This is a genomic window from Georgenia wutianyii, from assembly GCF_006349365.1.
GTDB classification, from domain to species: Bacteria; Actinomycetota; Actinomycetes; order Actinomycetales; family Actinomycetaceae; genus Oceanitalea; species Oceanitalea wutianyii.
Genome location: NZ_CP040899.1, coordinates 3,325,690 through 3,348,404 on the forward strand (window position 1 = coordinate 3,325,690; position 22,715 = coordinate 3,348,404).

A 22,715-nucleotide genomic window follows, 5' to 3' on the forward strand; every position below is an offset into this window, starting at 1 on the left:
CAGCCCGCAGGTCGTCCGGCCGGCGCCGGGTACGGGACGGGTCAGCGGGCCAGCCGCTCCATGTGCTCGGCGACGTCGTCGAGGACCTCGAGGTAGCGGTCGAGCTCGGTGAGCAGCGGCTCACCCGGGAGCCACCCGAGGACGACGCCGCGCTCCACCCGCAGCGACATCCCCGCGGGCGCGCGCTCGAGCAGCCAGGCACCTCCGGCGGCGCCGAGCTCCGGGGCCGGGACGCCGTCGGTCATCACCTGGACGACGGGCAGCGCGGCGCGCAGCTCGAGGGTGATGACGTGGTGGACCTCCCCCGCCGGGGCCTCGAGCCGCAGGGACGTGGCCTCGCGGCCGCGGTACTCCCCCACGAGCCCGTCCGTGACGTCCTTGTCGACGGCGGTGAAGGGCGCGACCTGCCAGCGGCCCACCATCTCCGGCGCCGCGCCGCGCACCCGCCAGCCGCGCGGCTCGGCCCACAGCGCCAGCCGCTCGGTGCGCCGGGCGCCGCGGCCCAGGCGCTTGGCCGAGCGGGCGACGAGCACCGTCGGCACGAGGAGGACGGCGAGCAGGAGGAGGGGCAGGAGCGGCTCGTTCACCGGCCACCTCCGGGGACGACGGCGACGTGCTCGGCCGCGAGGCGGACGCCGACCTCCGCGGGGGCGCGGTCCTCGCCCGGCACGCGCACGACGGCGCCCTGCCCGTCGGGCAGCGTGACGTCGAGCTCGCGTTCCCCGCGCCGCATCCGCCACCCGCGCACGGGCAGCCGGGCGCCGGCGTCGTCGGGGACGAGCGCGCGGGGACCGAGCGCGAGCCGCACGGCCCGCTCCCCCGTGCCGGCCGGCGCCGCCACGGTGCCGACCGGGGTGCGCAGGGCACCGCCGTCGGCGACGGCGTCGAGCACGGGACCGTAGCCGAGGAACCGGGCGACCTCCTCGCTCGCCGGGGCGCGCCACAGCTGTTCGGGGGTGTCCGCCTGGAGCACCTTGCCGCGGGACATGACGGCGATGCGGGAGGCGACGGTGAAGGCCTCGTCGTGGTCGTGGGTGACGTAGACGGCGGTGGTCCCGGCCGCGCGGATGATGTCGCGCAGCTCCCCGGCGAGGTGCTCGCGCAACGAGCGGTCGAGGGAGGACAGCGGCTCGTCGAGGAGGAGCAGGCGCGGGCGCGGCGCGAGGGAGCGGGCCAGGGCCACCCGCTGCTGCTCCCCGCCGGACAGGGTCGTCACCGGCCGGTCGCCGTACCCGTTGAGCCCGACGAGGTCGAGGAGCTCGGCGACCCGTTCCGCGCGCTCGGCGCGCGGCCGGCCGGCGAGGCCGTAGGCGATGTTCCCGGCGACGTGCCGGTGGGGGAAGAGCTGCCCGTCCTGGAACATGAGCCCGAAGCCGCGCCGGTGCACGGGCAGGTGGGCCACCGACCGCCCGTCCCACCGCAGGTCCCCTGCGGCGAGCGGCTCGAGGCCGGCGACGGCGCGCAGCAGGGAGGACTTGCCGCAGCCGGACGGGCCGAGGAGGGCGAGCACCTCCCCCTCGGGCACGTCGAGGCTCACCCCGTCCACCGCCGTCGGGCCACCGGGGTAGGTGACGACGACCTCGCGGACCTCCAGACCGTTCACCACGTCCCCATCCTGTCCCCTCGGAGCCTCTCGGCGAGCATCATCACCGTCGCGGTGAGGACGGCCAGGACGACGGACGCCGCGAGCGCCATCCCGTAGTTCTCCGCGCCGGGCCGGCCGATGAGCCGGAAGATCACCACCGGCAGCGTGGGGGCCTGCGGCCGGGCGAGGAACGCCGTCGCCCCGAACTCCCCGAGCGAGACGGCGAAGGCGAAGCCGACGGCGAGCCCGAGCCCGCGGGCGAGGAAGGGCCCGTCGACGGTGGCGAGCACCCGGCCGGGGGCGGCGCCCAGGACGGCCGCGGCCTCGCGCAGCCGCGGGTCGACGGCGCGCAGGACCGGCAGCACGGTGCGCACGACGATCGGCACGGCGACGACCGCCTGGGCGACCGGGACGATGAGCGGGGAGCCGCGCAGGTCCAGCGGCGGGGAGTCGAGGGTGATGAGGAAGCCGAAGCCGACCGTCACCGCCGAGACCCCGAGCGGCAGCATGAAGACCGCGTCGAGGACGCCGAGCGCACGTCGGCCGCCGGCCGAGCGCGGGCGGCGGGAGACGACGACCGCGACGAGCGTGCCGACGACGACGGCGAGCAACGTCGCGTCGACCGCCGCGCGCAGCGAGTTCGCGGCGGCCTCCCACACGGTGACGGTGAGGGTGTTCGACCCGCCGGTGGTGGCGAGGCGGCGGTAGTTGCCCAGCCCCCAGCCCTCCGGGGCGTGCAGCGAGCCGACGAGCAGGTAGGCGAGCGGCGTGACGAGCAGCCCGAGGACCGTGGCGGCGGTGACCGCCGCTGCCGGGAGGTCCGGGCCCGGGCGCAGGCCCGGGCCGCGCAGGCGCAGCGGGCGGGCGGCCGACCGGTCGGTCCGCAGCCGCAGGGACCGGTCGTAGCGCCGGCGGGCGCGGCCCGCGAGGAGCAGCGCCGACCCGACGACGACGAGCTGGAGCACCGACAGGACGGCGGCCGCGCGCAGGTCGAGGAACTGGGTGGTCTGGATCCACACCTCGGTCTCGATGGTGCCGTACCGCATCCCGCCCATCGTGAGGACGACGCCGAAGGAGGTCGCACAGAAGAGGAAGACGACGGCGCCGGCCGAGACGACCGCCGGGGCGAGCGCCGGCAGGGTGACGGTCCGGAAGGCGCGCCAGGGCGAGGCGCCGAGGGCGCGGGCGGCCTCCTCGGCGCGCGGGTCCAGGCGCTCCCACAGCGACCCGACCGTGCGCACGACGAGGGCGTAGTTGAAGAAGACGAGCGCCGCGACGACCGCGGCGAACGTCCCGTCGAGGCCGAGGGAGCCCAGCGGCCCCGTCTCGACGAGCAGCGCGCGGAAGGCGACGCCGACGACGACGGTCGGCAGCACGAACGGCACCGTGATGAAGCCGCGGAGGAGGCGTCGCCCGCGGAAGCGGCAGCGGTACAGGACGTAGGCGCCCGGCACGCCGAGGAGGAGGGAGACCGCCGTCGCGGTGAGCGACTGCCCGACGGTGACGCCGATGACGCGCCAGGTGCGCGGCCGGTCGAGGATCTCGGCGATCCCGCTGAGGTCGAGGGCGCCGTCGGTGAGGAACCCCCGGCCGACCATCGTCGCCACCGGCCACAGGAAGAAGACGGAGAGGAAGGCGAGCGGGACCCCGGCGGCGAGGACCCAGGCGAGCGCGGTCCCGGCGCCCGGCCCGCGCCGCCGGCGCCGCGGCGCCGGCGGGGCCGGGCGGGCGGGGGCGAGGGGCGCGGGTGCCTGGTCGAGCACGGCCGTCAGCCGACGACGATCTCGGTCCACGTCTCGACCCACCGGTCGCGGTTCTCGGTGATGTCCTCGGGGGCCAGGTCCAGCGGCTCCTCGCTCGCGGGGGCGTGCTCGGCCCACTCGGCGGGCAGCTCGACGCCCTCCTGGACCGGGTACATGTACATGCTGCCGGGGATGTCGGCCTGGACCTGCGGGGAGAGGAGGAAGTCGACGAACGCCTGCGCACCCTCGACGTTGCGCGCACCGCTGAGGACCCCGGCGTACTCCGTCTGGCGGAAGCAGGTCTCCAGCAGCGCGCCGGTGCCGGGGGCCGAGCCGTCGCCGGGCACCTCGGCCGCCGGGGAGGAGGAGTAGGACAGGGCGAGCGGGCGGGGCCCGGCACCCTCGGAGCCGGAGAAGTCGACGTAGTAGGCGTCGGACCAGCCCTCGACGACGCGCACCCCGTTGGCGGTGAGGTCGCGCCAGTAGTCCTCCCACCCGTCCTCGCCGAACTCCGCGACGGTGGCGAGGAGGAAGGCCAGGCCCGGTGAGGAGGTCGCCGGGTTGGTGACCACGAGCAGGTCCGCGTACGCCGGGTCGGCGAGGTCGGCGAGCGTCCGCGGCTCGGCCAGCCCCTCCTCGGCGAACCAGGCGCGGTCGATGTTCACGCAGACGTCGCCGTAGTCGACGGCGGTGAGGGCGTCGTCGAAGGCGGTCTCCGCGGCGTCCGGGGAGCGGTAGGGCGCGAGCACCCCCTCCTCGACCGCGCGGGCGGCGAAGGAGTTGTCGATCCCGAAGACGACGTCACCGAGCGGGTTGTCCCGGGTGAGCACGAGCTGGTTGACGAGCGCGCCGCCGTCCCCCGGGGCGATCAGCTCGACCGTGTACCCGGTGGCCTCCTCGAAGTCGGCGAGCAGCCCGTCGCTCAGGTGGAAGGAGTCGTGGGTGACGACCCGCAGGACGTCCTCCTGCTGCCCGTCCGCGCCGGTGGTGGCGCTGCACGCGCCCAGCGTGAGGACGGCGGCCAGGGCGGCGGCGGTGCGGTGTGTCGTGGTCATGCGTGGTCCTCCTCGGCTTCAAGGAGGGGTCCGGGCGCACGTGCCCGGGGAGAGAATTCCCGACTTCCTTCGCCGGTGCTAACCGGAGCAGGTTCGAGGGTCTGCGGCCCTTGCCGCACTCTCAGCACCGTGGGGTGCTCCCCTGTCGTTCACCGACCATGCTACCCACGGCAGGTGTGCGCGCCACCACGCGCTTCGTTAGGTTGGTCCCCATCCCCCACGGACGGAGAGACATGGACATCGGCTGGAAGATCGTCAGCACAGGGTCGGCTGTGGTCGCCGGGATCCTCGCCAACAAGCTGCTCGACCTCGGGTGGAAGGCCGTGACCGGCCACGCCCCTCCGGGCGACGACGACGGCGACCCGTCGGTGAGCTTCACCGAGATCGTCGTCTTCGCCGCGGTGAGCGGTGCGGTCGTCGGGCTCACCCGCCAGCTCGCGCAGCGCGGTGCTGCCAAGTGGTACGGCGGCCCGGTCGAGCAGACCGGCACGCTGGGCTGATCCCCGCGGCCCGCGGGTTCAGTCCTCCCCGCGGGCTGCGGTGGTCCTGCGCTCGAGCTCGAGCCGGTCGAGCTCGTCGAGCTTCGCGGCCCGCGCGAGGTCCTCGGTGAGCTCGTCGACGAGCAGCGTCGAGGAGTCGACCTTGCCGGTGCGGTAGGCAGCGCGGCTGAGCATGTGGGCCGAGATCGGCCCGGTGACGAGCTGGAAGGCGACGACGAGCAGCAGCGTCACTCCGGCGGTGAAGTTCCGCAGCTCGATGCCGAGCCCGGTCATGAGGAGCATGAGCCCGAGCACCTGCGGCTTGGTCGCCGCGTGCATGCGGGAGAGCAGGTCGGGGAAGCGGACGATGCCGAGGCCCGCGATGAACGCGAGCAGCGACCCGCCCAGCAGCAGCGCCGCGGCGAGGACGTCGAGCACGGTCTCGGTCATCGGCCCTCCTTCCGCTCGGTCGGGTCGTCGTCGTCGGAGACCGAGACGATGACCGCCCCGCTGTCGTCGTCGACGTCGTGCACAGCGGGGGCGTCGTCGGGCTGCCGCTCCCGCTCGGCGAGGATCGCGTCGAGCTCCTCGCGGGTGAGGATGCGGCCCTCCTCGGCGGACTCGGCCGCGGCGAAGCGCGCGACGGAGGTGGAGCCGATGAACCCGACCAGCGCGAGCACGATGAGGACGGGCACGAGGTCGGAGCGCTTGGTGACGGCGGCGACCAGGGCGACCGACCCGATGAGGATGGCGGTCATGACGTCGATGCCGACGATGCGGTCGAACATGCTCGGCCCGCGCTCGATGCGGGTGAGGGCGAGCACGGCCGCCGCGAGGAGGACGGCGAAGCAGATGACGTAGACGACGGTCATGCGTCCCCCTCCCGGCCGGTGCCGGCCGCGGCCCGTCCGCTCAGCCGGCCGGCGCGCGGGGAGCTCCCCGGCACGAGCCCGGCGGCGATGAGCTCCTCCTTGGTCGCGAAGGCCCGCAGGATCCGCTCCTCCTGCTCGAGCACGGCGTCGTGGGCCCGCTCGAGCCCGCCGTGCATGTCGACGTCGAGGATGTGGTGGTAGAGCGTCCCGGTGACGCGGTGCGCCTCGATGACCACGGAGCCGGGCACGAGGGTGGTCATCCCGGCGACCATCGTGAGGTAGACGTCGTTGTGGCTGCGCAGACGCACCCGGATGACCGCGCCGCGGGGCGGCTCGCGTCGCAGCGCGATCGCCGCGACCTCGATCGAGGCCTTGACGACGTCCCGGAGGAAGTAGGAGACGAGCAGGACGACGCCCCAGGGGCGGAACCGGCCGTTGAACGGCGTCGCGGGCAGCGGCAGGACCGCGGTGACGAGCACGGCGAGGAAAGCGCCGATGACGACGTTGGCGACGGTGAGGTCACCCCAGAGGAAGACCCACACGACGGTGAGCCACAGGAGGACGCCCCAGTTCGCCCGGAGCCGGAACCGGCGCGGCCGGGGGTGCTCGCGGGAGGTCTCCACGTGCTTGTCGTGGCTCATGGCACCTGCTCCCCCGTCTCACGGTCCGTCGGCGCCTCGACCGAGCCTTCCTCCCGGTTCTCCTCGGTGACCTCGGGCGACTGGCCCGAGCCGCGCTGCCCGTCGGGGAGCACGGTGAGGATGTAGGGAGTCTGGGCGCGCAGGTCGCGGGCCGCACGGTCGGTGTACTGGAAGAGCGGGCCGGCGACGGCGGTGTAGGCGAGCGACATGAGGACCAGCGCCGCCGTCGGGCCCATCATCGAGCGCGGGATGGTCGTGTCGGGCAGCGGCTCCGGCGCCTCCTGCCAGAACGCCTGGTTCCACGCCTTGGTCACGGCGTAGAGGGTGAGCAGGCTGGTGACGAGGGAGCCTGCGACGAGCGCCCAGTCCAGCCCCGTGCCGCGGGCGATGCCGGACTCGATGAGTCCCACCTTGCCGAGGAACCCGGACATCGGCGGGATGCCGGCGAGGTTCATCGCCGGGACGAGGTAGAGGACGGCGAGGAGGGGCGCGACCCGCGCGAGGGAGCCCAGGCGGGCGAGGGAGGTCGTGCCGCCCCTGCGCTCGATGAGACCCGCGACGAGGAACAGCGCGGTCTGGACGGTGATGTGGTGGACGACGTAGAAGATCGCCGCCGAGAGGCCCAGCGTGCTCGACATCCCCACGCCCCACACCATGTAGCCGATGTGGCTGACGAGGGTGAAGGACAGCAGTCGCTTGACGTCCTGCTGCGCGACGGCGCCGAGGATCGCGATCACCATCGTGACGAGCGCGACGACCATGAGGAGGTCGTCCACCCGGCCGTCGGGGAAGAGCAGCGTCTGGGTGCGGATGATCGCGTAGACGCCGACCTTGGTGAGCAGGCCCGCGAACACCGCGGTGACCGGCGCGGGCGCGGTCGGGTAGGAGTCGGGCAGCCACGCGTGGAGCGGGAAGACGGCGGCCTTGATCCCGAAGGCGACGAGCAGCATGAGCTGGAGGACCAGCTGGGTGCCCGGGTCGATCTCCCCCATGCGCTGGGAGAGCTGGGCGAGGTTCACCGTGCCGACGGCGGCGTACACCAGCGCGATCGCGGCGAGGAAGATGATCGAGGAGAGGATCGAGACGACGACGTAGACGGTCCCCGCACGCACCCGCTCCCGCGAGCCGCCCAGCGTGATGAGCACGAAGCTCGAGACGAGGAGCATCTCGAAGCCCACGTACAGGTTGAACAGGTCCCCGGTGAGGAAGGCGTTGGAGACACCCGCGGACAGCACGAGGTAGGTCGGGTGGTAGATCGCGACCGGGGCGCCCTCGTCGCCGTCGGCGTTGCCCTGGGCCAGGGAGTACAGGAGCACCCCGAGCGTCACGCTCACCGAGACGAGCAGCAGGAGCGCGGAGAGCCGGTCCGCGACGAGGACGATCCCGACCGGTGCCGCCCAGCCGCCGATGTCCACCGCCATCGGCCCGTCGTTGACGAGGACGAGCAGCGCGATGGCGATCGCGAGCACCGAGGTGAGCGCCGTGACGGTGACGATCCGCTGGACGCGCGGGAAACGGGCGAGGGCGAGGGCGAGCCCGGCCCCGATGAGCGGGATGAGGACGGGCAGCGGGAGGAGCCAGCTCATCGCAGCTCCTCGTCGCCCGCGCCGATCCGGGCGCGCCGGGCGCGGCCGGCGCGGTCGGGCAGGACGGAGGTCTCGTCGCGGGACAGGAGGGCGTCCTCGGCGAGCGTGGTCCCGGCGTCGTCGACGCTGCGGGCGGGCACCTCGTCGGACTGCGCGAGGCGGGCGATGCGGCGGTCCTCGAGGTCGTCCTGGACCTCGTCGTGGCCGTTGAGCTGCCACGCCCGGTAGGCGAGGGAGAGCAGGAAGGCGGTGAGGCCCAGGGTGATGACGATCGCGGTGAGCACCATGGCCTGGGGAAGTGGGTCGCTCATGTTCTCCGGCTCGGTGGTCCCGACGAGCGGCGGGCCGCCGGCCCGGCCGCCGGCGATGAGGAACATGATGTTCACGCCGTTGGAGATCATCGCGATCCCGACGATGACGCGGGTGAGGCTGCGCTCGAGGAGCAGGTAGACGCCGCAGCCGACGAGGACGGCGACGAGCAGGACGAGCGCGAGGCTCGGAGAGGTGTCGATCACCGGGCACCTCCGTCGGTGGGTCGGGTCGCGCCGGTGCGGCCGGCGGGGGCCGCCTCGGGGGCGACGTCGTCGGACGTGACCTCCGGGGAGTCGAACGGCACGTCGGGAGCGGCGTCGCCCTCCCGCTCGCCCTGCCGGTCGATCTCGGCACCGAGGGTGCGCAGGATGTCGAGGACGAGCCCGACGACGACGAGGTAGACCCCCACGTCGAAGAAGATCGTCGAGACGAGCTTGAGCTCGCCCATGATCCCGAGGTCGGCCTGGACGAGCACGGACTGCAGCACGTCGCCGCCGAAGAACAGCGGGATCGCGCCGGCGCCGGCGGAGAGGAAGAGGCCCGAGCCGAGCAGCCAGCCGGCCTGGACGGGCAGCGCCTCACCGAGCTCGTAGCGTCCGCCGGCGAGGTAGCGCACGGTGAGCGCGATGCCCGCGATGAGGCCGCCGGCGAACCCGCCACCGGGCTGGTTGTGGCCGGCGAGGAGCAGGTAGATGGAGAACAGCACCATCGTGTGGAAGATGAGGCGCGTGCCGACCTCGAAGATCACCGAGCGGCGCTGGGGCGCGAGCGTGGGGATCGCGCTCAGCCACTGCCGGCCGCGGTCGCCCTCGGGCTCCTGGGCCTGCGCGGCGAGCCGCTGGTAGAGCTGCGCGTTGCGCTCGGGGGCGGGCGTGCGCCACACCTTGGCCTGCTGGTCGGCGCTGAGCTTGGTGGCGCGGTCGATCTTCGAGGCGCGGGCGCGCAGGAAGATGAGCGAGGCGACGCCGGTGGCCGCGGCGAGCAGCACCGAGATCTCGCCCATCGTGTCCCACGCGCGGATGTCGACGAGCGTGACGTTGACGACGTTGCGCCCGTAGCCGTACTCGTAGGCCTCCTCGGCGAAGTCCACCGACACCGGCGCGTGGACGCGCGACCCGGCGGCGACCATCGCCAGCCCGGCGACGGTGATGCCGCTGACCGCGCCGATCGCGGCCCGCAGCCACCGCGAGGCGACGAGGGGGCGGTTGGAGAAGTACGCGGGCAGGCGGCGCAGGACGAGGATGAACACGACGAGCGTGATCGTCTCGACGAGCACCTGGGTGAGCGCGAGGTCCGGGGCGCCCTGGAGCTCGTAGATGAGCGCGACGCCGTAGCCGGTGACGCCGACCAGGAGCACCGCCTTGAGGCGGCGGCGGGCGCGCGCGGTGAGGAAGGCAGCGACGCAGATGACGACGACGACGGCGGCCTGGACCCCGCTGTCCCACAGCCGGACGTGGGCGGGGAGGGTGGCGAAGCCGATCGCGCCGCCGCCGACGAGGCCGACGGTCGTCACGAGGATCGTCGAGAGGTAGGCCGGCAGCGAACCACGCTGGGTCACGGCCGTGACGTCGGCCGCGAGGCGCTCGGTGCCGAGGACGATCTTGCGGTAGGCGGCAGCCGCGCCGCCGAAGTCCCACATCGAGTCCTGGGCCCGCTCGATGGGCCGGCGCGCGACGAACATCAGCGTGCCGACGGCCACGACGAGCAGGGTGAGGTAGAGCGCGGGACCGGGACCGGCCCACAGCGTGAGGTGCCCCGGCTCGCCGGGGTAGGTGTCGGCGTAGGGCGCGAGGACGTGCTCGAGGCTGCCGGGCAGGAAGCCGACGGCGACGGTGGCGGCGGCGAGGACGGCCGCCGGCGTGGTGATGACCCGCGAGGCGCGCTGGGCCGTCGGGGGCTCGACCCCGGGCTTGGAGGCGAACGCGCCCCACATGAAACGCACCCCGTAGGCGAAGGTGAGCATCGAGCCGAGCACGATCGCCACGAGCGCCGCCTTGCCGAAGCCGTCCCCGTGGAGCATCGACTCGAGCGCCGCCTCCTTGGCGAGGTAGCCGGCCGTGATCGGCAGGCCCACCATCGAGGCGGTGGCGATCGCCGCGCTCAGCGCCGTCAGCGGCATGCGCCGAGCCATCCCGGTGAGCTCACGCAGGTCACGGGTGCCGACCGACCAGTCGATCGTGCCGACGACGAGGAACAGGCAGGCCTTGAACAGCGCGTGGGCGCCGAGCAGCGCGAGCCCGGCGAGGGCCGCGGCGTTGGTCCCGAACCCGACGAGCAGGATGATGAACCCGAGCTGGCTCACGGTGCCGAAGGCGAGGAGCAGCTTGAGGTCGTGCTGCCGCAGGGACCGGTAGCCGCCGAGCAGGAGCGTGCCGGCGCCCAGGAGGAGCAGCGTCCACCGCCACAGCGGGACGTCGGCGAAGCCGGGCGCGAGCCGGGCGACGAGGTAGACGCCGGCCTTGACCATCGCCGCGGCGTGGAGGTACGCGCTGACCGGGGTCGGCGCGGCCATGGCCGAGGGGAGCCAGAAGTGGAAGGGGATGAGCGCCGACTTCGTCACCGCACCGAGCAGGACGAGGGCCACCGCGACCGGGACGATCCCGCCGGTCGGGGGGTTCGCGACGAGCTCACGCAGGGAGTAGCTGCCGCCCTCGACCTCACCGAGGGCGATGAAGCCGGCGAGCATGCCCAGGCCGCCGAAGGTCGTGACGACGAGGGCCTGCACCGCGGCGCGCCGCGAGCTCTGCCGGTCGTGGTAGTGGCCGATGAGCAGGAACGACGTGATCGTCGTCAGCTCCCAGAACACGTAGAGCAGCAGGGTGTTGTCCGTCGTCACGAGCCCGAGCATCGAGCCGGCGAAGGCGACGAAGACGCCCGCGAAGCGGCCCAGGCCCTTGGCCGTGGCCGAGAAGTAGGCCGCGCAGTAGACGAGGACGAGCGCACCGATCCCGCCGACGAGCAGGACCATGAGCCACGACAGGGTGTCGAGCCGGAAGGTGAGGCTGAGGTCGAGCGTGGGCACCCACGCCACGGAGACCGCGGGGTGGTTCCCGGCGAGGACCTCCTGGGTCTGCATCCCGGCCCACACCGCCGCCGAGGCGGGGACGAGCGCGAGGGCGAGGAAGAACCGGCGCCCCCACAGCTTCATGCATGCAGGCGCGACCACAGCCACCACGAGGTGGAGGATCAGCAGCTGCAGCACAGGCCGCTCCAGTGTTGTCAACGGTCAAGACAGGCCCTGGGCGGCGAAACGGCCACGCCGGACATCACGCCCGCACGCCGAACGCGGCAGCATGACGGGGACACCCGCAGTCTAACAACGACACACCGACGTTTCCCGACAGGGCGTCCGCACGTCCCGCTGTCCCGAGGTCCCCCGACCGCGTCCGGCACAGGTCGCACTGACTCGCCCGACCGCACTTCGAGGCGGAATCTCGCGGATGTCATTCACCCGGACCGGCTGTCCCGAGAGGCGGGACGGTCCGATCGGGAGCACTCTGGGCGCGAGCCTCGGCGTCGAGCCGTGGCCGGATCAGCACCGGGAGGACTGAACCATGACCGAGGAATTCCGTCGCCCACCCACAGACCCCTCGACACTCGGGCAGGGCCCACCAGCCCCGGCGCGGCCGCCGGTCGGTCCGCCGGCGACGCCACCGGTGACGCCACCGCCGCCCGCCGGGGCCCCGTCCCCCGTGTCGACCACGCCCGTCGAGTCCGGGAGGCACTCCGGCGGGGGCACGAAGGAGGCCGCCAAGGAGGAGGCCTCGAAGGTCGCCGGCAGCGCCAAGGACGAGGCCGCCCAGGTGGCCGGCAACGCCAAGGACCAGGCCGCCCAGGTGGCCGGCAACGCCAAGGACCAGGCCACCCAGGTGGCCGGCACGGCCAAGGAGGAGGCGCAGCGCGCGGTCGGCGAGGCCAGGAGGCAGGCACAGACCCTGCTGCACGAGGGACAGACCGAGCTGTCTACCCAGGCCGGCACCCAGCAGGAGCGGCTGGCGCAGGGCCTGCGCGCCTTCTCCGCCGAGATGGGCCAGCTGGCCGAGGGCGCCGAGGAGCCGGGCATGGCGACCCACCTCGCCCGCTGGGCGGCCGAGACGACCGGCGACGCCGGCCGGTGGCTCGAGGGCCGTGAGCCGTCCGCGGTGCTCGCGGAGGTGCGCAGCTACGCCCGCCGCAGCCCCGGGACCTTCGTGCTCATCGCCGGTGGGCTGGGGCTGGCTGTCGGGCGGATCGCCCGCAGTCTCAAGGACACCGGGGACGACGAGCCGGCCGGCGGGTACGACACCTCGCCCACCGCCACCACCGCCAGTCTCCCGCCGACCGGCAGCCCCGTCGGCTACGGGACCGCGACCCCGACCGGGACGACTCCGGACGCCCGTCCGCCCGGCCTCACCTACGGCACGGACGAGCCGGGTGGGCTGCGATGACCACGCCACCCGGTCCCCCGCCCCCCGGCGGCGCGGCGCCTCCCCCTGGGACCGTCCCGCCTGGCCACCTGGGGACCGCCGTCCCGGCGGTCACCGTCCCGGAGGTCCCGACCTCCGAGCCGCTGCCCTCCTCCGACACGAGCATCGGGGAGCTGGTCAGCAACATCACGCAGGACTTCTCCACCCTCGTCCGCCAGGAGATGGATCTCGCCAAGGCGGAGCTGACGCAGTCGGTCTCGAAGGCGAGCAAGGGCGCCGGCATGTTCGGCGGAGCCGGCCTGGCGGGGTACTTCACCCTGCTCTTCCTCTCCCTGGCCCTGTGGTGGGCGCTGGGGACGCTGATCGCCGACGAGGACACGGTGCCGGCCCTGGGCTGGTCCGCGCTCATCGTCGCGGCGATCTGGGCAGTCGTCGCGGCCGTGCTCGCGCTCACGGGCCGCAAGGAGATGAAGGAGGTCGAGGGGCTCCCCCTTACCTCGCAGACCGTGAAGAAGATCCCGGACGCAGTGAGAGGACAGGACCACTGATGGCCACCAACGACCCGGACCAGATCCGTCAGGACATCGAGGGCACCCGCAGCGACCTCAGCCAGAACGTCGACGCGCTCACCGACAAGGTGAGCCCGACCAACATCGCCGAGCGCCAGAAGGAGAAGGTGCGCGGCGCCGTTACCGACGCCAAGGACCGGATCTTCGGCGCGGCGTCCGACACCGCCGGCTCGGTGCGCGACCAGGCCGGCCACGTCGCCGGCATGGCCACCGGCGCCCCGGCACGGACGAAGGAGAGGGCCGAGGGCAACCCGCTGGCCGCCGGCCTCGTCGCCTTCGGCGCCGGTCTGCTGCTCGCCGGGCTCATCCCCTCCTCCCGCAAGGAGCGTGAGCTCGTCGAGCAGGCGAGGTCGAGCGACGCCGTCGGCCAGGCGACCGAGGAGGTCAGGACGGTCGCGCGGGAGAGCGCCGAGAGGCTCAGGGAGCCCGCCCAGCAGGCCGTCCAGGACGTGAAGGACACCGCCACGGAAGGGGTCCAGCGCGTGCGCGAGGAGGGCACCGGGGCAGCGCAGGACGTCGGCTCCCACGCCCAGGAGGCCGCACAGGACGTGCGCACCCAGGCCCAGGAGAAGGCCGGTGAGGTCCGCTCGCAGGCCCAGGACTCTGCCCACGAGGTCCGCGACGACCACTGACACCCGACGCACCGCGGGCCCTCCTGCCGCTGCGGCAGGAGGGCCCGCGGTCGTGCGATCCGTGTCAGCCGAGCGTCTCGGGGGCGACGAGGAAGCCGTCGTCGTCGACGATCGCGCCGCCCACGGCCGCGTGGAGGGCGAGGGTCACGCGCTCGACGAGCCGGGCGGCCTGCTCCCGCTGCCGGCGCAGCGCGAGGGGCGGGCGAGGACCGAGCGCGGTGGCCGGGTCGTCCGGCCGCCAGCGCACCTCGTAGGTGATGACCCCGCCACGGGCCCACGGCTCGCCGCGCAGGACGAGCGGGGTGTGCTCGCTGCCCGCGACACCGACCTCGAGCAGCCCGCCCGGCGCCGGGGCCGCGCAGGCGTAGCCGTCGAGGACCTGCGGCTGGGAGAGGACAGCCTCGTCGAGCGCGTCGGCCTCGGCGTGCAGCCAGGCCCGTTCGCCCTCGTCCAGCTCGGCGACCGCCGCCGCCCGCTGCGGGGCGACGCCGGCGTCGAGCGACGGCACGTGCGCGGGCGGGTCGACCTCCTCGTCGGTCGTGATCCCGGGCAGCACCGGGGCGAGGACCTTGAGGCACGCGTCCGGCTCGAGCCACACCGTCGTGTGGACGGTGAGGTCGACGGCGGAGGCGGGGTCGGGCACGAGGACGGTGCCGGTGCCCGCGACCCGCAGCGCGCCGGCGAGCCGTCGCGCCTGGGCGAGGAGGTGGTCCAGGACGCGCCGCTCCAGCCCGACCGGCTCCCCCTCGGGGAACGCGTCGAGCAGCCCGCCCAGGCCCCGCAGCTCGGGCGGCACGGCGCCGCCGCGCTGGACCGGGCAGCGCAGGAGCATCGCCGAGGCGGCCCAGGAGGGCAGGTCGAGCGCGGCGCGCACGGTGTCGTCCACCTCCCACGGCCCGGTGAGCAGGGCGTCACCGGTGAGCCGCAGCGAGCTCGGCGCCACCCAGCCGGCGTCGTCGAAGTGCGAGACCGCCAGCGCCTCCACCTCCTCCGGGGACACCTCGGCGGAGAGCACGAGCAGGTGTCGGGGAGCGGCCAGGCCGCGGTCGAGGAGGGGGAGGTCGCTCACCGGAGTGGGGTACGGCTGAAGTTGAGGTGGGAGCGGGAGGCGGTCGGGCCGCGCTGGCCCTGGTAGCGCGAGCCGCGCACCCCGGTGCCGTACGGGTGCTCGGCCGGGCTGGAGAGCTGGAAGAAGCACAGCTGGCCGATCTTCATCCCCGGCCACAGCGTGATCGGCAGGGTCGCGGTGTTCGACAGCTCGAGGGTGACGTGGCCGGTGAACCCGGGGTCGATGAAGCCGGCGGTCGAGTGGGTGAGCAGGCCGAGACGGCCGAGGGAGGACTTGCCCTCGAGCCGGGCCGCGACGTCGTCGGGGAGCGTGACGAGCTCGTAGGTGGCGCCGAGGGCGAACTCACCCGGGTGGAGCACGAACGGCTCGTCGGGCGCGACCTCGATGAGGCGGGTGAGCTCGGACTGGTCCTGCGCCGGGTCGATGACGGCGTAGCGGTGGTTGTCGAAGAGCCGGAACCAGCGGTCGAGGCGCACGTCGATGCTCGAGGGCTGGATCATCGCGGGGTCGTACGGGTCGAGCTGGACCCGCCCGGCGTCGATCTGGGCCCGGATGTCACGGTCGGAGAGAAGCACGCAAAGATTGTGCCTCACGAACACGAACGGCCCGACCCCGGAGGGGCCGAGCCGGTGTGACCTCATTAGTGACAATCCACAGCCGACTATGACTGCGAACCGACACTTCCCAGACACTCTACGAGTCGGCCATGGATCCTCTAAGTGTGAATCTCGTACGTGAAATTTTACACTTCGACCAGTAGAGTGACATTCATGGACCTTGGCCGCTTCACGAAGGCGTCACCGGGCACGCTTGTACCCATCACCGGAACCGACCCGAGGCACGGCGCTTGGGAGCATCGCGCGTTCCTGCCCGACCCGTTGCCCAGCGAGTGCCCACCCCTCACCCCAGCCACCTACCTCGCGGTCGCAAACGCTCGCGCAGCCTTGGCATCCTTGGACAGCACAGCCCGCCAGCTGCCCAACCCGCAACTACTCAGGCGTCCAACCCTCCAGACCGAGGCGCAGAGCACCTCCGCACTGGAGGGTACCTACGCGCCACTGAGCGACGTCCTAACCGCAGATGAGGACAACCCAGGCACCGCAGATCTCCGGGAGGTTCTCAACTACGTCAAGATGGCAGATACGGCCTTCGACTGGCTACAGCAGGGCAGGTCCCTCACCACCAGCATGATGAGCGGGCTCCAGCGAATCCTAGTCGCAGGCACGCCCAGCGACGTCGCTGCGTCGGGCGCAATCCGCAACATGCAGGTGGTCATTGGTCGGCGAGATGGAGCAACTCCTGCAGATCTTCCCGTGACGGTCGCGCGATTCGTGCCCCCGCCACCGGGGGACGACCTGCACGCTCGAGTACAGGACCTCTTGGCGTGGATGAGCATCGACCGCTCGAGCGAGATCGACCCCGTAGTAGCCGCCGCCATGGCGCACTACCAGTTCGAGGCGCTACACCCCTTCAATGATGGAAACGGGCGGATCGGCAGGCTCCTCATCGTGATACACCTGCTGCTGTCCGGAGTCCTGGCCGAACCCACGCTCTCAGTATCACCCTGGTTCGAATCGCGTCGGTACGACTACTACGACCGCCTTCTGGCCGTCAGCACAGCGGGGGACTGGGACGGATTCGTCTCCTTCTTCGCGCACGGACTAAGGGAGTCCGCCCTCGCTACGCGCGACCAGATGCTCGCACTCGTCGCAGTCCAAGACCAGCTCAAGGACGTCGTCCGGACTTCCAAGCTACGGGCAGACACGGCCCAGACCCTCGTCGACTACGCGGTGGGCCACATCTCGTTCACCGTGCGCGCGGTCCAGCGCGATCTCCAACTCTCGTACGGGAGAGCGAACAGCCTGGTCGGCCAACTCGTCGATCTGGAGATCCTCGCACCGCTGGACCCTGAAGGCACCTATCGCCGTCGGTTCTACGCTCCAAAGGTGCTGCGCACCCTTGTCAACTGATGCGCTACGAACACGAACGGCCCGACCCCGGAGGGGCCGAGCCGGTGGAGCGGGTGACGGGAATCGAACCCGCGCCGTCAGCTTGGGAAGCTGAAGTTCTACCATTGAACTACACCCGCGTGGCAGTGCCGCAGGCGCTGCCGGAGTCCGAGTATAGCCATCGCCGTGCCCGGTTCGTAAAACTCCGGCACGGTGAGCGACGCGGCACGCGCCCGACGGGTGGAACCTCGCAGCCTCACGTACCGTTGTCCAACTGTGAGTACTCAGGCAGAACCCCCGCCAATGTCCGTCGTCGTCGGCGGCGGCGATGACGACCTCCGCGCCCCGGTCACCGAGATCCGGCGGGTGCTGCGCGCGACGACCCCCGGCACCGGCCTGGCCACGATCCTGGACCTCGGGGCGGGCACCACCCAGCTCGACCAGACCCGCCACCTCATGATCGGCGCGGTCGAGGAGCTCACCGGCCTGCGCCTCGGGGAGCTGCAGGCGCTGACCGCCGTCGCCGAGGGCGTGGACCACTACCGGGCGATCGCCCGCTACACGGGGCAGGCCGACGCCGCTGCCGCCGCGACCGTCGACGGCCTGGTCCGCAAGGCGCTCCTCGGCCGCCACCACCACCCGGCCGAGCCGAACTCCGCGGCCGAGCCCACGCTCGTCCACCTCACGCCCAAGGGCCAGGCCGTCCTCGGGCAGTCCGAGGCCATCCGCATCCGGCTGCTCGACACGCTCGCGCAGTCGCTGAGCCCGACCGAGATCGACCAGGTCCGCTCCGCTGCCGACGCCCTGCGCCTCGGCCGCCGGCCGGAGATGTGGCGCCCGCAGATCGGCGGCGCGGCCGTCTGAGTCAGACCCCGACGCCGCGGCCCGGACGCACCGGCCGCCCGCCGGGCTGCAGCCGCTCGAGCACCGGGGCGAGGATCGCCGCGAGCGCGGGCACGTCCTGCTCGCCGAGCGCGTCGAAGACGAGCTCACGGACGTCGTCGACGTGCGCCGGCGCCGTCGCGACGACCTTGGACAGACCCTCGGGGGTGAGCCGGGCGATCCGCGCCCGGGCGTTGTGCGGGGAGCGCTCGCGCACCACCCAGCCGTGCCGCTCGAGGCGGGTGAGGACGTGTGACAGACGGGACAGCGAGCCGGAGGTGAGCTCGGCGAGCTCGCTGAGCTGGAGCGTGCGGTCCTCCTGCTCGGAGAGCATCGCGAGGACCATGTACTCGTAGAACGTGATGCCGGCGTGCTGCTGCAGCCGCGTGTCGAGGGCGCCCGGGAGCGTCATGAACAGCTCGCTGATGCTCAGCCAGGTGGTCCGTTCGACCGGGGTGAGCCAGCGCGGCTCGTCGTCGCTCATGGTGCGTCCTCGTGTCTCATAGTTGAGTCTTCAAGTGTCCCGCCCGGGAGCGCGGCTGTCAACGTCCCACGAGCGTCCACAGCCGGTCGGCCACCACCCAGGTCGCGCCCGCCAGCGCGAGGACGAAGGACACGGTCCACACCGCGCGGGGCAGCGGGGTGATCCGGGCGAGCACGGCGGGGTCCGACCCGCTGCCCGGCTCCCGGGTGACGGCGCCGAGGTGGCGCCACGCCCCGAGCACCAGCATGACACCGACGGCGAGGAGGGCCAGCCCCTGGGCCTCGCCGTCGCCGGACCACCACAGCCAGCCGGTCGCCCCGAGGGCGGCGAGCATGACGAGGACCGTGTAGGCCGACCGGGAGCGGAGCAGCCCGACGAGCAGGACGCCGGCCGTGACGAGGAGGACCGGCGGAGCCCACCCGGAGGTCCCGGCGAGGACGGCACCGGCACCGACGAGCGCCGGGGCCGGGTAGCCCGCCCACGTCGTCGCCACCCTGCCCGGCCCCCGGGAACGGCCCACCGTCACCGCGTGCCCGGACATGTCCGGTCGCAGGACCAGCCCGGTGAACGAGCGGCCGACGAGCACGCCGACGACCGCGTGCCCCAGCTCGTGCACCACGGTGACGACGACGCGCAGCGCCCGCCACAGCGGCGGGAGGGCGACGACGAGCAGCCCGGCCGCGAGCGCCGCCCACACCGCGGCGGCAGGCAGCCCGAGCGTCGCGAGCGCGGGGCCGGGGCGCGTCCGGTCGGCCACCGCCGTCCACACGTCGAGGAGGTCCACCCCGCCATCGTGCCCGTCGCCGCGGCGCGGGTCACGCCACGGGTAGCCTTCGGCCGTGGAGACAGCGCCCAGGCTGGTCGTCGCGGCGGCCGTCGTCGACGACCTCGTCGCGCCGCGCCGGCTGCTGGCGGCGCGCCGCTCCGCCCCGAGCGACCTCGCCGGGATGTGGGAGCTGCCCGGCGGGAAGGTCGAGCCGGGTGAGGACCCCGCGGCGGCGCTGCACCGGGAGATCCGCGAGGAGCTCGGCGTCGACCTCACCCTCGGCCCGCCGCTCCCCGGTCCGCTCGCGGGCGACTGGCCGATCAACGACCGGCTGCGGCTGCGGGTGTGGCTGGCCCTCACCGACGGGGAGCCGCGGCCCCTCCTCGACCACGACGACGTGCTGTGGGTCGACGCCCCGGGAGCCGCCGGGCTGAGGTGGCTGCCGGCCGACGGGCCGGTCGTCGCCGCCGTGGGCCTGGCGCGCTGAGCCCGCCGGGGTGGGCACGGGTCACATGACCTCGGCGCACCACACGGACTGCTCGTCGAACCGGTGTCCGCACGTGTCACCGAACTCCTCGTAGCCCGAGCCGAGGGGCGACTCGAGGTAGAGGTCGTCGCACGCCTGGCCGTCCCCGGCCTCGCACGCGTCCCACAGCCGGTCGAGGTAGGGGTCGTCGCCGTAGGTGCTGTCGTCGCCGACCGCACCGAAGATCGAGGACGCGGCGAAGACGAGCGCCCCGACGAGCAGGACGGCGGCGGCCACGATCGCCACGACGAGGCCCACGCGTCGGCCGCGCGGCTCGGGCAGCTGGTAGCCGTAGGCGTCGAGCGGGGAGCCGGAGACGGGCCCGTAGCCGGACGGCGCACCGTAGCCGGACGGCGCACCGTAGCCGGACGGGGCGCCGTAGCCGGACGGTGCCGTGTGGCCGGAGGGTGCCGGGGTGCCGCCGTACCCGCCCGGGCCGGGCGCGCCAGGGCCGGCCGGTGGGGCGTAGGGGTTGGCGCCCGGTGGGGCGTAGGGGTTGGCGACGGGACGACCGGCGGGAGGCGCGCCCGGTGCGGGGGACCCGCCGGACGCCCACGGCCCGGTCTGCGGGGAGAGGGGGCGCGGGGAGCTAGGGACCGACCCGCTCGGGGGCCCCGAGGGCGGCGGGTAGCCGGCGGGCCGGCGACGGGCGAGCGCGGCGTCCACCGCGTGGTCCCCCAGCGTGCCGAGCCACTCGACGACGCCCGGCGGGGTGGCCGGGTTGGCCGCGACGAACTGGCGCAGGTCGGGCCGGTCGGCGGCCATGCGGGCGAGCGTCTCCGGGGGCGTGGCCGGGTTCGTCGCCTGGTAGACGGTGAACGTCATCGCCCGCCTCCCCCGTGCTCGTGGACGAGGTCGACGACCTCGCGCAGCGCCCGGGCGTCGATCTGGCCCGGCGCGGAGGGCCGGTCCACGGCACCGAAGGTCAGCGCCGAGCCGAAGACCTCCCCGCACAGCCGGCTCACCAGGCCGGCCGGGCCCATGGCCATGGTGACCACCGGGACGTCGAGCGTCTCGCGCGCCGCGAGCGTCCCCTCGAGCAGGGCGAGGACGTCGCGCGGGCCGCGGGCGGTGACGGCGAGCTTGACGACGTCGGCTCCTGCCGCGGCCATCGCGGCGAGCAGGTCCGTGATCTCGGCGGCGGAGGGGGTGGCGTGCACGTCGTGCGCCGAGACGAGGACCGGCAGGCCGGCCTCGCGGGCACGGGCGAGCAGGTCGGGCAGCACCGCGTGCCGGGCGGCCTCGAGGTCCACGGCGTCCCCGCCGCCCGGCTCGAGGAGGGAGGTGACGGCGGCGGCGTAGGCGGCGTCGTCGAGCGTGGCTGCGCCACCCTCGTGCGCGCTGCGCACGGTGAGCAGGAGCGGGGTGTCGCCCAGGCGCTCGCGCAGCGCGGCCGGCAGCCCGGTGACCGGGGTGCCCGCGGCCAGGGCGTGGTCCGCCCGCCACTCGGCGACGTCGACGCCGGCGGCCAGCACGCGCCCGGCCTCGGCGAGCAGGTCCGCAGCGCGCGGGGAGCTCAGGGAGGCCGCGACCTTGGCGCGCCCCTCCCCCACGGGCACGCCGCGCAGACGCACGACCGCACTCATCCGGACCTCTCCTCCGCTCGGCACCGGGAGCACACTACCGACAAGCCCGCGGCGGGCGTCACACCGGCCCGGGAGCCGGTCGGTCAGGGCGAGAGGGAGGGCACGGGCAGCCCGAACCGCTGCCGCAGGGCACGCCGGGCGGCGTGGAAGCCGTTCATCCCGTGCACGCCCGGGGCGGGCGGCGTCGAGGAGGAGCACAGGTAGACACCGGGGACGCCGAGGCCGTAGGGGTCCCAGCGGCCGGTCGGACCGCGCAGCACACGCCCCATCGTCACCGCCCCGCCGGCGATGTCGCCGTCGACGAGGTTGAGGTTGTGCTCGACCATCCGCGCGGCCGGGATGCCGCGGCTGCGCACGACGACGTCGCGGAAGCCGGGCGCGAAGCGCTCGATCTGGCGGATGACGTGCTCGGTGGGGTCGACGGTGGACCCGGCGGGCACGTGGGCGTAGGTCCACAGCGGGCGCCGCCCGTCGCGGGCGCGGCCCGGGTCGGCCACCGAGGGGTCGGAGAGCAGGACGACCGGACGCTCGGGCAGGACGCCGCGGGCGACGTCCGCCTCGGCGGCCGCCACCTCCGCGCGGGTGCCGCCGACGTGGACGGTGAACGCGCGCCCGACGTCGGGCACCGCCCACGGGACCGGCCCGTCGAGCACGAAGTCGACCTTGGCCGCCGCCCCGCCCCGCGGGGCGCGGGTGAGCCGGCGGGCGACCGCCGGGGGCAGCCGCTCGCCCCAGATCTCCGCGGCCACCGCCGTCGAGGTGTCGAGGAGGTAGCTGCGGGCGCGGGGCAGCTCACGCCAGCTGCGTACCCGCACCCCGGTGCGGACCTCCCCGCCGTGGGCACGCAGGTCGGCGACGAGCGCGTCGGCGATGGCCTGCGAGCCGCCCACCGGGATCCGCCACCCGGTCGTGTGGGCGAGCGTGCCGAGCATGAGCGCCACCCCGGCCGGGGCGAGCGCGGGCAGCGGGGCGATCGCGTGGCCGGCCACCCCGGCGAGCATCGCGGGCGCCACCTCCCCGGCGAAGGGCAGGCTCCACAGCGCCGTCCCCTCGACGAGCGTGCGCAGGCCGAAGGCGACGGCGCCGCGCATCCCCTGCGGCGACCGCAGCTGGGACGGGATGCTGCGCATGTCCCCGAGCGTGGCGCCGACGACCGCCTCCGCGTCCCGCACGAGCGGGCCGAAGGTGCGCCGCCACGCCCCGCCGTCGGCGCCCAGGCCCGCGACGGTGCGCTCGAGGTCGCGCCACGCGAGCCCGGCGCGGGCACCGTCGAGCGGGTGGGCGTAGGACAGCTCGGGGGCGACGAGCTCGACGCCGCGGGCGGGCAGGTCGAACGCGGAGAGGAACGGGCTCGCGGTGGCGAGCGGGTGGACGGCGGAGCACACGTCGTGGACGAGACCCTCGCCGAGCCCGAGGTCCAGGGTGCGGGCACCGCCGCCGACGGTCGTCTCGGCCTCGAGGAGCAGGACGCCCAGTCCGGCCCGCGCCATCGTCACCGCGGCCGCCAGGCCGTTGGGTCCCGAGCCCACGACGACGACGTCGCGTGTCTCCCTGGAACCCGGCACCACCTCATT

General features: G+C 74.0%; 24 protein-coding genes, 1 tRNA gene and 1 riboswitch. Of the genes, 7 read left to right on the plus strand and 18 right to left on the minus strand.

Annotation, left to right across the window (positions count from 1 at the left end; all coding sequences use genetic code 11):
- Positions 1 to 41: 41 nt before the first annotated feature.
- Genes FE251_RS14750 through FE251_RS14765 form a run of 4 tightly spaced genes read right to left on the minus strand, consistent with a single transcriptional unit; the run spans position 42 to position 4,382 of the window.
- Complete coding sequence (locus tag FE251_RS14750) at positions 42 to 587, minus strand: hypothetical protein (RefSeq protein ID WP_139949148.1); 546 nt, start codon at positions 585 to 587, stop codon at positions 42 to 44.
- Positions 584 to 1,606 carry an ABC transporter ATP-binding protein gene (locus tag FE251_RS14755; protein ID WP_139072353.1) on the minus strand — a complete coding sequence of 341 codons (1,023 nt, stop codon included), beginning with the start codon at positions 1,604 to 1,606 and terminating at the stop codon, positions 584 to 586. Before FE251_RS14755 ends, FE251_RS14750 begins: the two co-directional genes overlap by 4 nt.
- The gene (locus FE251_RS14760) at positions 1,600 to 3,348 is read right to left on the minus strand and encodes an ABC transporter permease (protein WP_230976458.1); all 1,749 of its coding nucleotides are present in this window, start codon (positions 3,346 to 3,348) and stop codon (positions 1,600 to 1,602) included. Before FE251_RS14760 ends, FE251_RS14755 begins: the two co-directional genes overlap by 7 nt.
- Positions 3,349 to 3,353: 5 nt before the next feature.
- On the minus strand, positions 3,354 to 4,382 hold the full coding sequence (locus FE251_RS14765; RefSeq protein WP_139949149.1) for a thiamine ABC transporter substrate-binding protein: 1,029 nt from the start codon (positions 4,380 to 4,382) through the stop codon (positions 3,354 to 3,356).
- A gap of 47 nt (positions 4,383 to 4,429) precedes the next feature.
- Positions 4,430 to 4,536, minus strand: a riboswitch (TPP riboswitch).
- Positions 4,537 to 4,615: 79 nt separating this feature from the next.
- Here FE251_RS14765 and FE251_RS14770 point away from each other — a divergent pair.
- On the plus strand, positions 4,616 to 4,882 hold the full coding sequence (locus FE251_RS14770) for a DUF4235 domain-containing protein (protein ID WP_139072351.1): 267 nt from the start codon (positions 4,616 to 4,618) through the stop codon (positions 4,880 to 4,882).
- Between the two features lie 18 nt (positions 4,883 to 4,900).
- Here the strand turns inward: FE251_RS14770 and mnhG are convergent, their stop codons facing one another.
- Genes mnhG through FE251_RS14800 form a run of 6 tightly spaced genes read right to left on the minus strand, consistent with a single transcriptional unit; the run spans position 4,901 to position 11,474 of the window.
- Positions 4,901 to 5,311 (minus strand): monovalent cation/H(+) antiporter subunit G, encoded by a 411-nt coding sequence (gene mnhG, locus FE251_RS14775; protein WP_139949150.1) that lies wholly within the window; start codon positions 5,309 to 5,311, stop codon positions 4,901 to 4,903.
- Positions 5,308 to 5,733, minus strand: a complete 426-nt coding sequence (locus FE251_RS14780; protein WP_139072349.1) for a monovalent cation/H+ antiporter complex subunit F — start codon at positions 5,731 to 5,733, stop codon at positions 5,308 to 5,310. The genes mnhG and FE251_RS14780 overlap by 4 nt, the downstream gene beginning before the upstream one ends.
- Positions 5,730 to 6,374 carry a Na+/H+ antiporter subunit E gene (locus FE251_RS14785; protein WP_139072348.1) on the minus strand — a complete coding sequence of 215 codons (645 nt, stop codon included), beginning with the start codon at positions 6,372 to 6,374 and terminating at the stop codon, positions 5,730 to 5,732. The genes FE251_RS14780 and FE251_RS14785 overlap by 4 nt, the downstream gene beginning before the upstream one ends.
- Complete coding sequence (locus FE251_RS14790) at positions 6,371 to 7,960, minus strand: Na+/H+ antiporter subunit D (protein WP_139949151.1); 1,590 nt, start codon at positions 7,958 to 7,960, stop codon at positions 6,371 to 6,373. The genes FE251_RS14785 and FE251_RS14790 overlap by 4 nt, the downstream gene beginning before the upstream one ends.
- Positions 7,957 to 8,475 carry a Na(+)/H(+) antiporter subunit C gene (locus FE251_RS14795; RefSeq protein ID WP_176554695.1) on the minus strand — a complete coding sequence of 173 codons (519 nt, stop codon included), beginning with the start codon at positions 8,473 to 8,475 and terminating at the stop codon, positions 7,957 to 7,959. Before FE251_RS14795 ends, FE251_RS14790 begins: the two co-directional genes overlap by 4 nt.
- Positions 8,472 to 11,474, minus strand: coding sequence for a Na+/H+ antiporter subunit A (locus tag FE251_RS14800; protein ID WP_139949152.1), 3,003 nt, complete (start codon positions 11,472 to 11,474; stop codon positions 8,472 to 8,474). Before FE251_RS14800 ends, FE251_RS14795 begins: the two co-directional genes overlap by 4 nt.
- Before the next feature lie 490 nt (positions 11,475 to 11,964).
- Here FE251_RS14800 and FE251_RS14805 point away from each other — a divergent pair, with 490 nt between their 5' ends.
- Genes FE251_RS14805 through FE251_RS14815 form a run of 3 tightly spaced genes read left to right on the plus strand, consistent with a single transcriptional unit; the run spans position 11,965 to position 13,879 of the window.
- Positions 11,965 to 12,699 carry a hypothetical protein gene (locus tag FE251_RS14805; protein ID WP_139949153.1) on the plus strand — a complete coding sequence of 245 codons (735 nt, stop codon included), beginning with the start codon at positions 11,965 to 11,967 and terminating at the stop codon, positions 12,697 to 12,699.
- Positions 12,696 to 13,226 carry a phage holin family protein gene (locus FE251_RS14810; protein WP_139949154.1) on the plus strand — a complete coding sequence of 177 codons (531 nt, stop codon included), beginning with the start codon at positions 12,696 to 12,698 and terminating at the stop codon, positions 13,224 to 13,226. Before FE251_RS14805 ends, FE251_RS14810 begins: the two co-directional genes overlap by 4 nt.
- Complete coding sequence (locus tag FE251_RS14815) at positions 13,226 to 13,879, plus strand: DUF3618 domain-containing protein (RefSeq protein ID WP_139949155.1); 654 nt, start codon at positions 13,226 to 13,228, stop codon at positions 13,877 to 13,879. The genes FE251_RS14810 and FE251_RS14815 overlap by 1 nt, the downstream gene beginning before the upstream one ends.
- A gap of 64 nt (positions 13,880 to 13,943) precedes the next feature.
- Here the strand turns inward: FE251_RS14815 and FE251_RS14820 are convergent, their stop codons facing one another.
- Positions 13,944 to 14,948: a hypothetical protein gene (locus FE251_RS14820; protein WP_139072342.1), complete on the minus strand. Its 1,005-nt coding sequence runs from the start codon at positions 14,946 to 14,948 to the stop codon at positions 13,944 to 13,946.
- Complete coding sequence (gene dcd, locus FE251_RS14825; RefSeq protein WP_139072341.1) at positions 14,945 to 15,523, minus strand: dCTP deaminase; 579 nt, start codon at positions 15,521 to 15,523, stop codon at positions 14,945 to 14,947. Before dcd ends, FE251_RS14820 begins: the two co-directional genes overlap by 4 nt.
- Before the next feature lie 195 nt (positions 15,524 to 15,718).
- Here dcd and FE251_RS14830 point away from each other — a divergent pair, with 195 nt between their 5' ends.
- Positions 15,719 to 16,918, plus strand: coding sequence for a Fic family protein (locus FE251_RS14830; RefSeq protein ID WP_139949156.1), 1,200 nt, complete (start codon positions 15,719 to 15,721; stop codon positions 16,916 to 16,918).
- Positions 16,919 to 16,963: 45 nt separating this feature from the next.
- Here FE251_RS14830 and FE251_RS14835 read toward each other — a convergent pair.
- Positions 16,964 to 17,037: transfer RNA gene (locus FE251_RS14835), tRNA-Gly, on the minus strand.
- 163 nt (positions 17,038 to 17,200) lie between these two features.
- Here FE251_RS14835 and FE251_RS14840 point away from each other — a divergent pair.
- Positions 17,201 to 17,761 carry a hypothetical protein gene (locus FE251_RS14840; protein WP_139072340.1) on the plus strand — a complete coding sequence of 187 codons (561 nt, stop codon included), beginning with the start codon at positions 17,201 to 17,203 and terminating at the stop codon, positions 17,759 to 17,761.
- A 1-nt stretch (position 17,762) separates the two neighbouring features.
- On the opposite strand, the gene FE251_RS14845 is transcribed toward FE251_RS14840, so the two are convergent.
- Together FE251_RS14845 and FE251_RS14850 are read right to left on the minus strand one after the other, a co-directional pair.
- Complete coding sequence (locus FE251_RS14845) at positions 17,763 to 18,263, minus strand: MarR family winged helix-turn-helix transcriptional regulator (RefSeq protein ID WP_139949157.1); 501 nt, start codon at positions 18,261 to 18,263, stop codon at positions 17,763 to 17,765.
- 58 nt (positions 18,264 to 18,321) lie between these two features.
- The gene (locus tag FE251_RS14850) at positions 18,322 to 19,047 is read right to left on the minus strand and encodes a M50 family metallopeptidase (RefSeq protein WP_139072338.1); all 726 of its coding nucleotides are present in this window, start codon (positions 19,045 to 19,047) and stop codon (positions 18,322 to 18,324) included.
- Positions 19,048 to 19,102: 55 nt separating this feature from the next.
- Between FE251_RS14850 and FE251_RS14855 the strand changes: the two genes are divergently transcribed.
- Positions 19,103 to 19,516, plus strand: coding sequence for a (deoxy)nucleoside triphosphate pyrophosphohydrolase (locus FE251_RS14855; protein WP_179954766.1), 414 nt, complete (start codon positions 19,103 to 19,105; stop codon positions 19,514 to 19,516).
- Positions 19,517 to 19,537: 21 nt separating this feature from the next.
- On the opposite strand, the gene FE251_RS16045 is transcribed toward FE251_RS14855, so the two are convergent.
- The 3 genes from FE251_RS16045 to FE251_RS14870 form a co-directional block, all read right to left on the minus strand.
- Entirely contained in the window at positions 19,538 to 20,380 is an 843-nt protein-coding gene (locus FE251_RS16045) for a variant leucine-rich repeat-containing protein (RefSeq protein ID WP_330998296.1), read from the minus strand.
- Positions 20,377 to 21,141, minus strand: coding sequence for a type I 3-dehydroquinate dehydratase (gene aroD / locus FE251_RS14865; protein ID WP_139072336.1), 765 nt, complete (start codon positions 21,139 to 21,141; stop codon positions 20,377 to 20,379). Before aroD ends, FE251_RS16045 begins: the two co-directional genes overlap by 4 nt.
- An 83-nt stretch (positions 21,142 to 21,224) precedes the next feature.
- Complete coding sequence (locus FE251_RS14870) at positions 21,225 to 22,706, minus strand: phytoene desaturase family protein (RefSeq protein ID WP_139949158.1); 1,482 nt, start codon at positions 22,704 to 22,706, stop codon at positions 21,225 to 21,227.
- Between the last annotated feature and the right edge of the window lie 9 nt (positions 22,707 to 22,715).

Bases quoted from the DNA above. Each gene is read 5' to 3' on its own strand.
- FE251_RS14765 (WP_139949149.1), bottom strand. From the start codon at position 4,382: ATGACCACGACACACCGCACCGCCGCCGCCCTGGCCGCCGTCCTCACG.
- FE251_RS14770 (WP_139072351.1), top strand. From the start codon at position 4,616: ATGGACATCGGCTGGAAGATCGTCAGCACAGGGTCGGCTGTGGTCGCC.
- mnhG (WP_139949150.1), bottom strand. From the start codon at position 5,311: ATGACCGAGACCGTGCTCGACGTCCTCGCCGCGGCGCTGCTGCTGGGC.
- FE251_RS14780 (WP_139072349.1), bottom strand. From the start codon at position 5,733: ATGACCGTCGTCTACGTCATCTGCTTCGCCGTCCTCCTCGCGGCGGCC.
- FE251_RS14785 (WP_139072348.1), bottom strand. From the start codon at position 6,374: ATGAGCCACGACAAGCACGTGGAGACCTCCCGCGAGCACCCCCGGCCG.
- FE251_RS14790 (WP_139949151.1), bottom strand. From the start codon at position 7,960: ATGAGCTGGCTCCTCCCGCTGCCCGTCCTCATCCCGCTCATCGGGGCC.
- FE251_RS14810 (WP_139949154.1), top strand. From the start codon at position 12,696: ATGACCACGCCACCCGGTCCCCCGCCCCCCGGCGGCGCGGCGCCTCCC.
- FE251_RS14815 (WP_139949155.1), top strand. From the start codon at position 13,226: ATGGCCACCAACGACCCGGACCAGATCCGTCAGGACATCGAGGGCACC.
- FE251_RS14830 (WP_139949156.1), top strand. From the start codon at position 15,719: ATGGACCTTGGCCGCTTCACGAAGGCGTCACCGGGCACGCTTGTACCC.
- FE251_RS14840 (WP_139072340.1), top strand. From the start codon at position 17,201: ATGTCCGTCGTCGTCGGCGGCGGCGATGACGACCTCCGCGCCCCGGTC.
- FE251_RS14845 (WP_139949157.1), bottom strand. From the start codon at position 18,263: ATGAGCGACGACGAGCCGCGCTGGCTCACCCCGGTCGAACGGACCACC.
- FE251_RS16045 (WP_330998296.1), bottom strand. From the start codon at position 20,380: ATGACGTTCACCGTCTACCAGGCGACGAACCCGGCCACGCCCCCGGAG.
- aroD (WP_139072336.1), bottom strand. From the start codon at position 21,141: ATGAGTGCGGTCGTGCGTCTGCGCGGCGTGCCCGTGGGGGAGGGGCGC.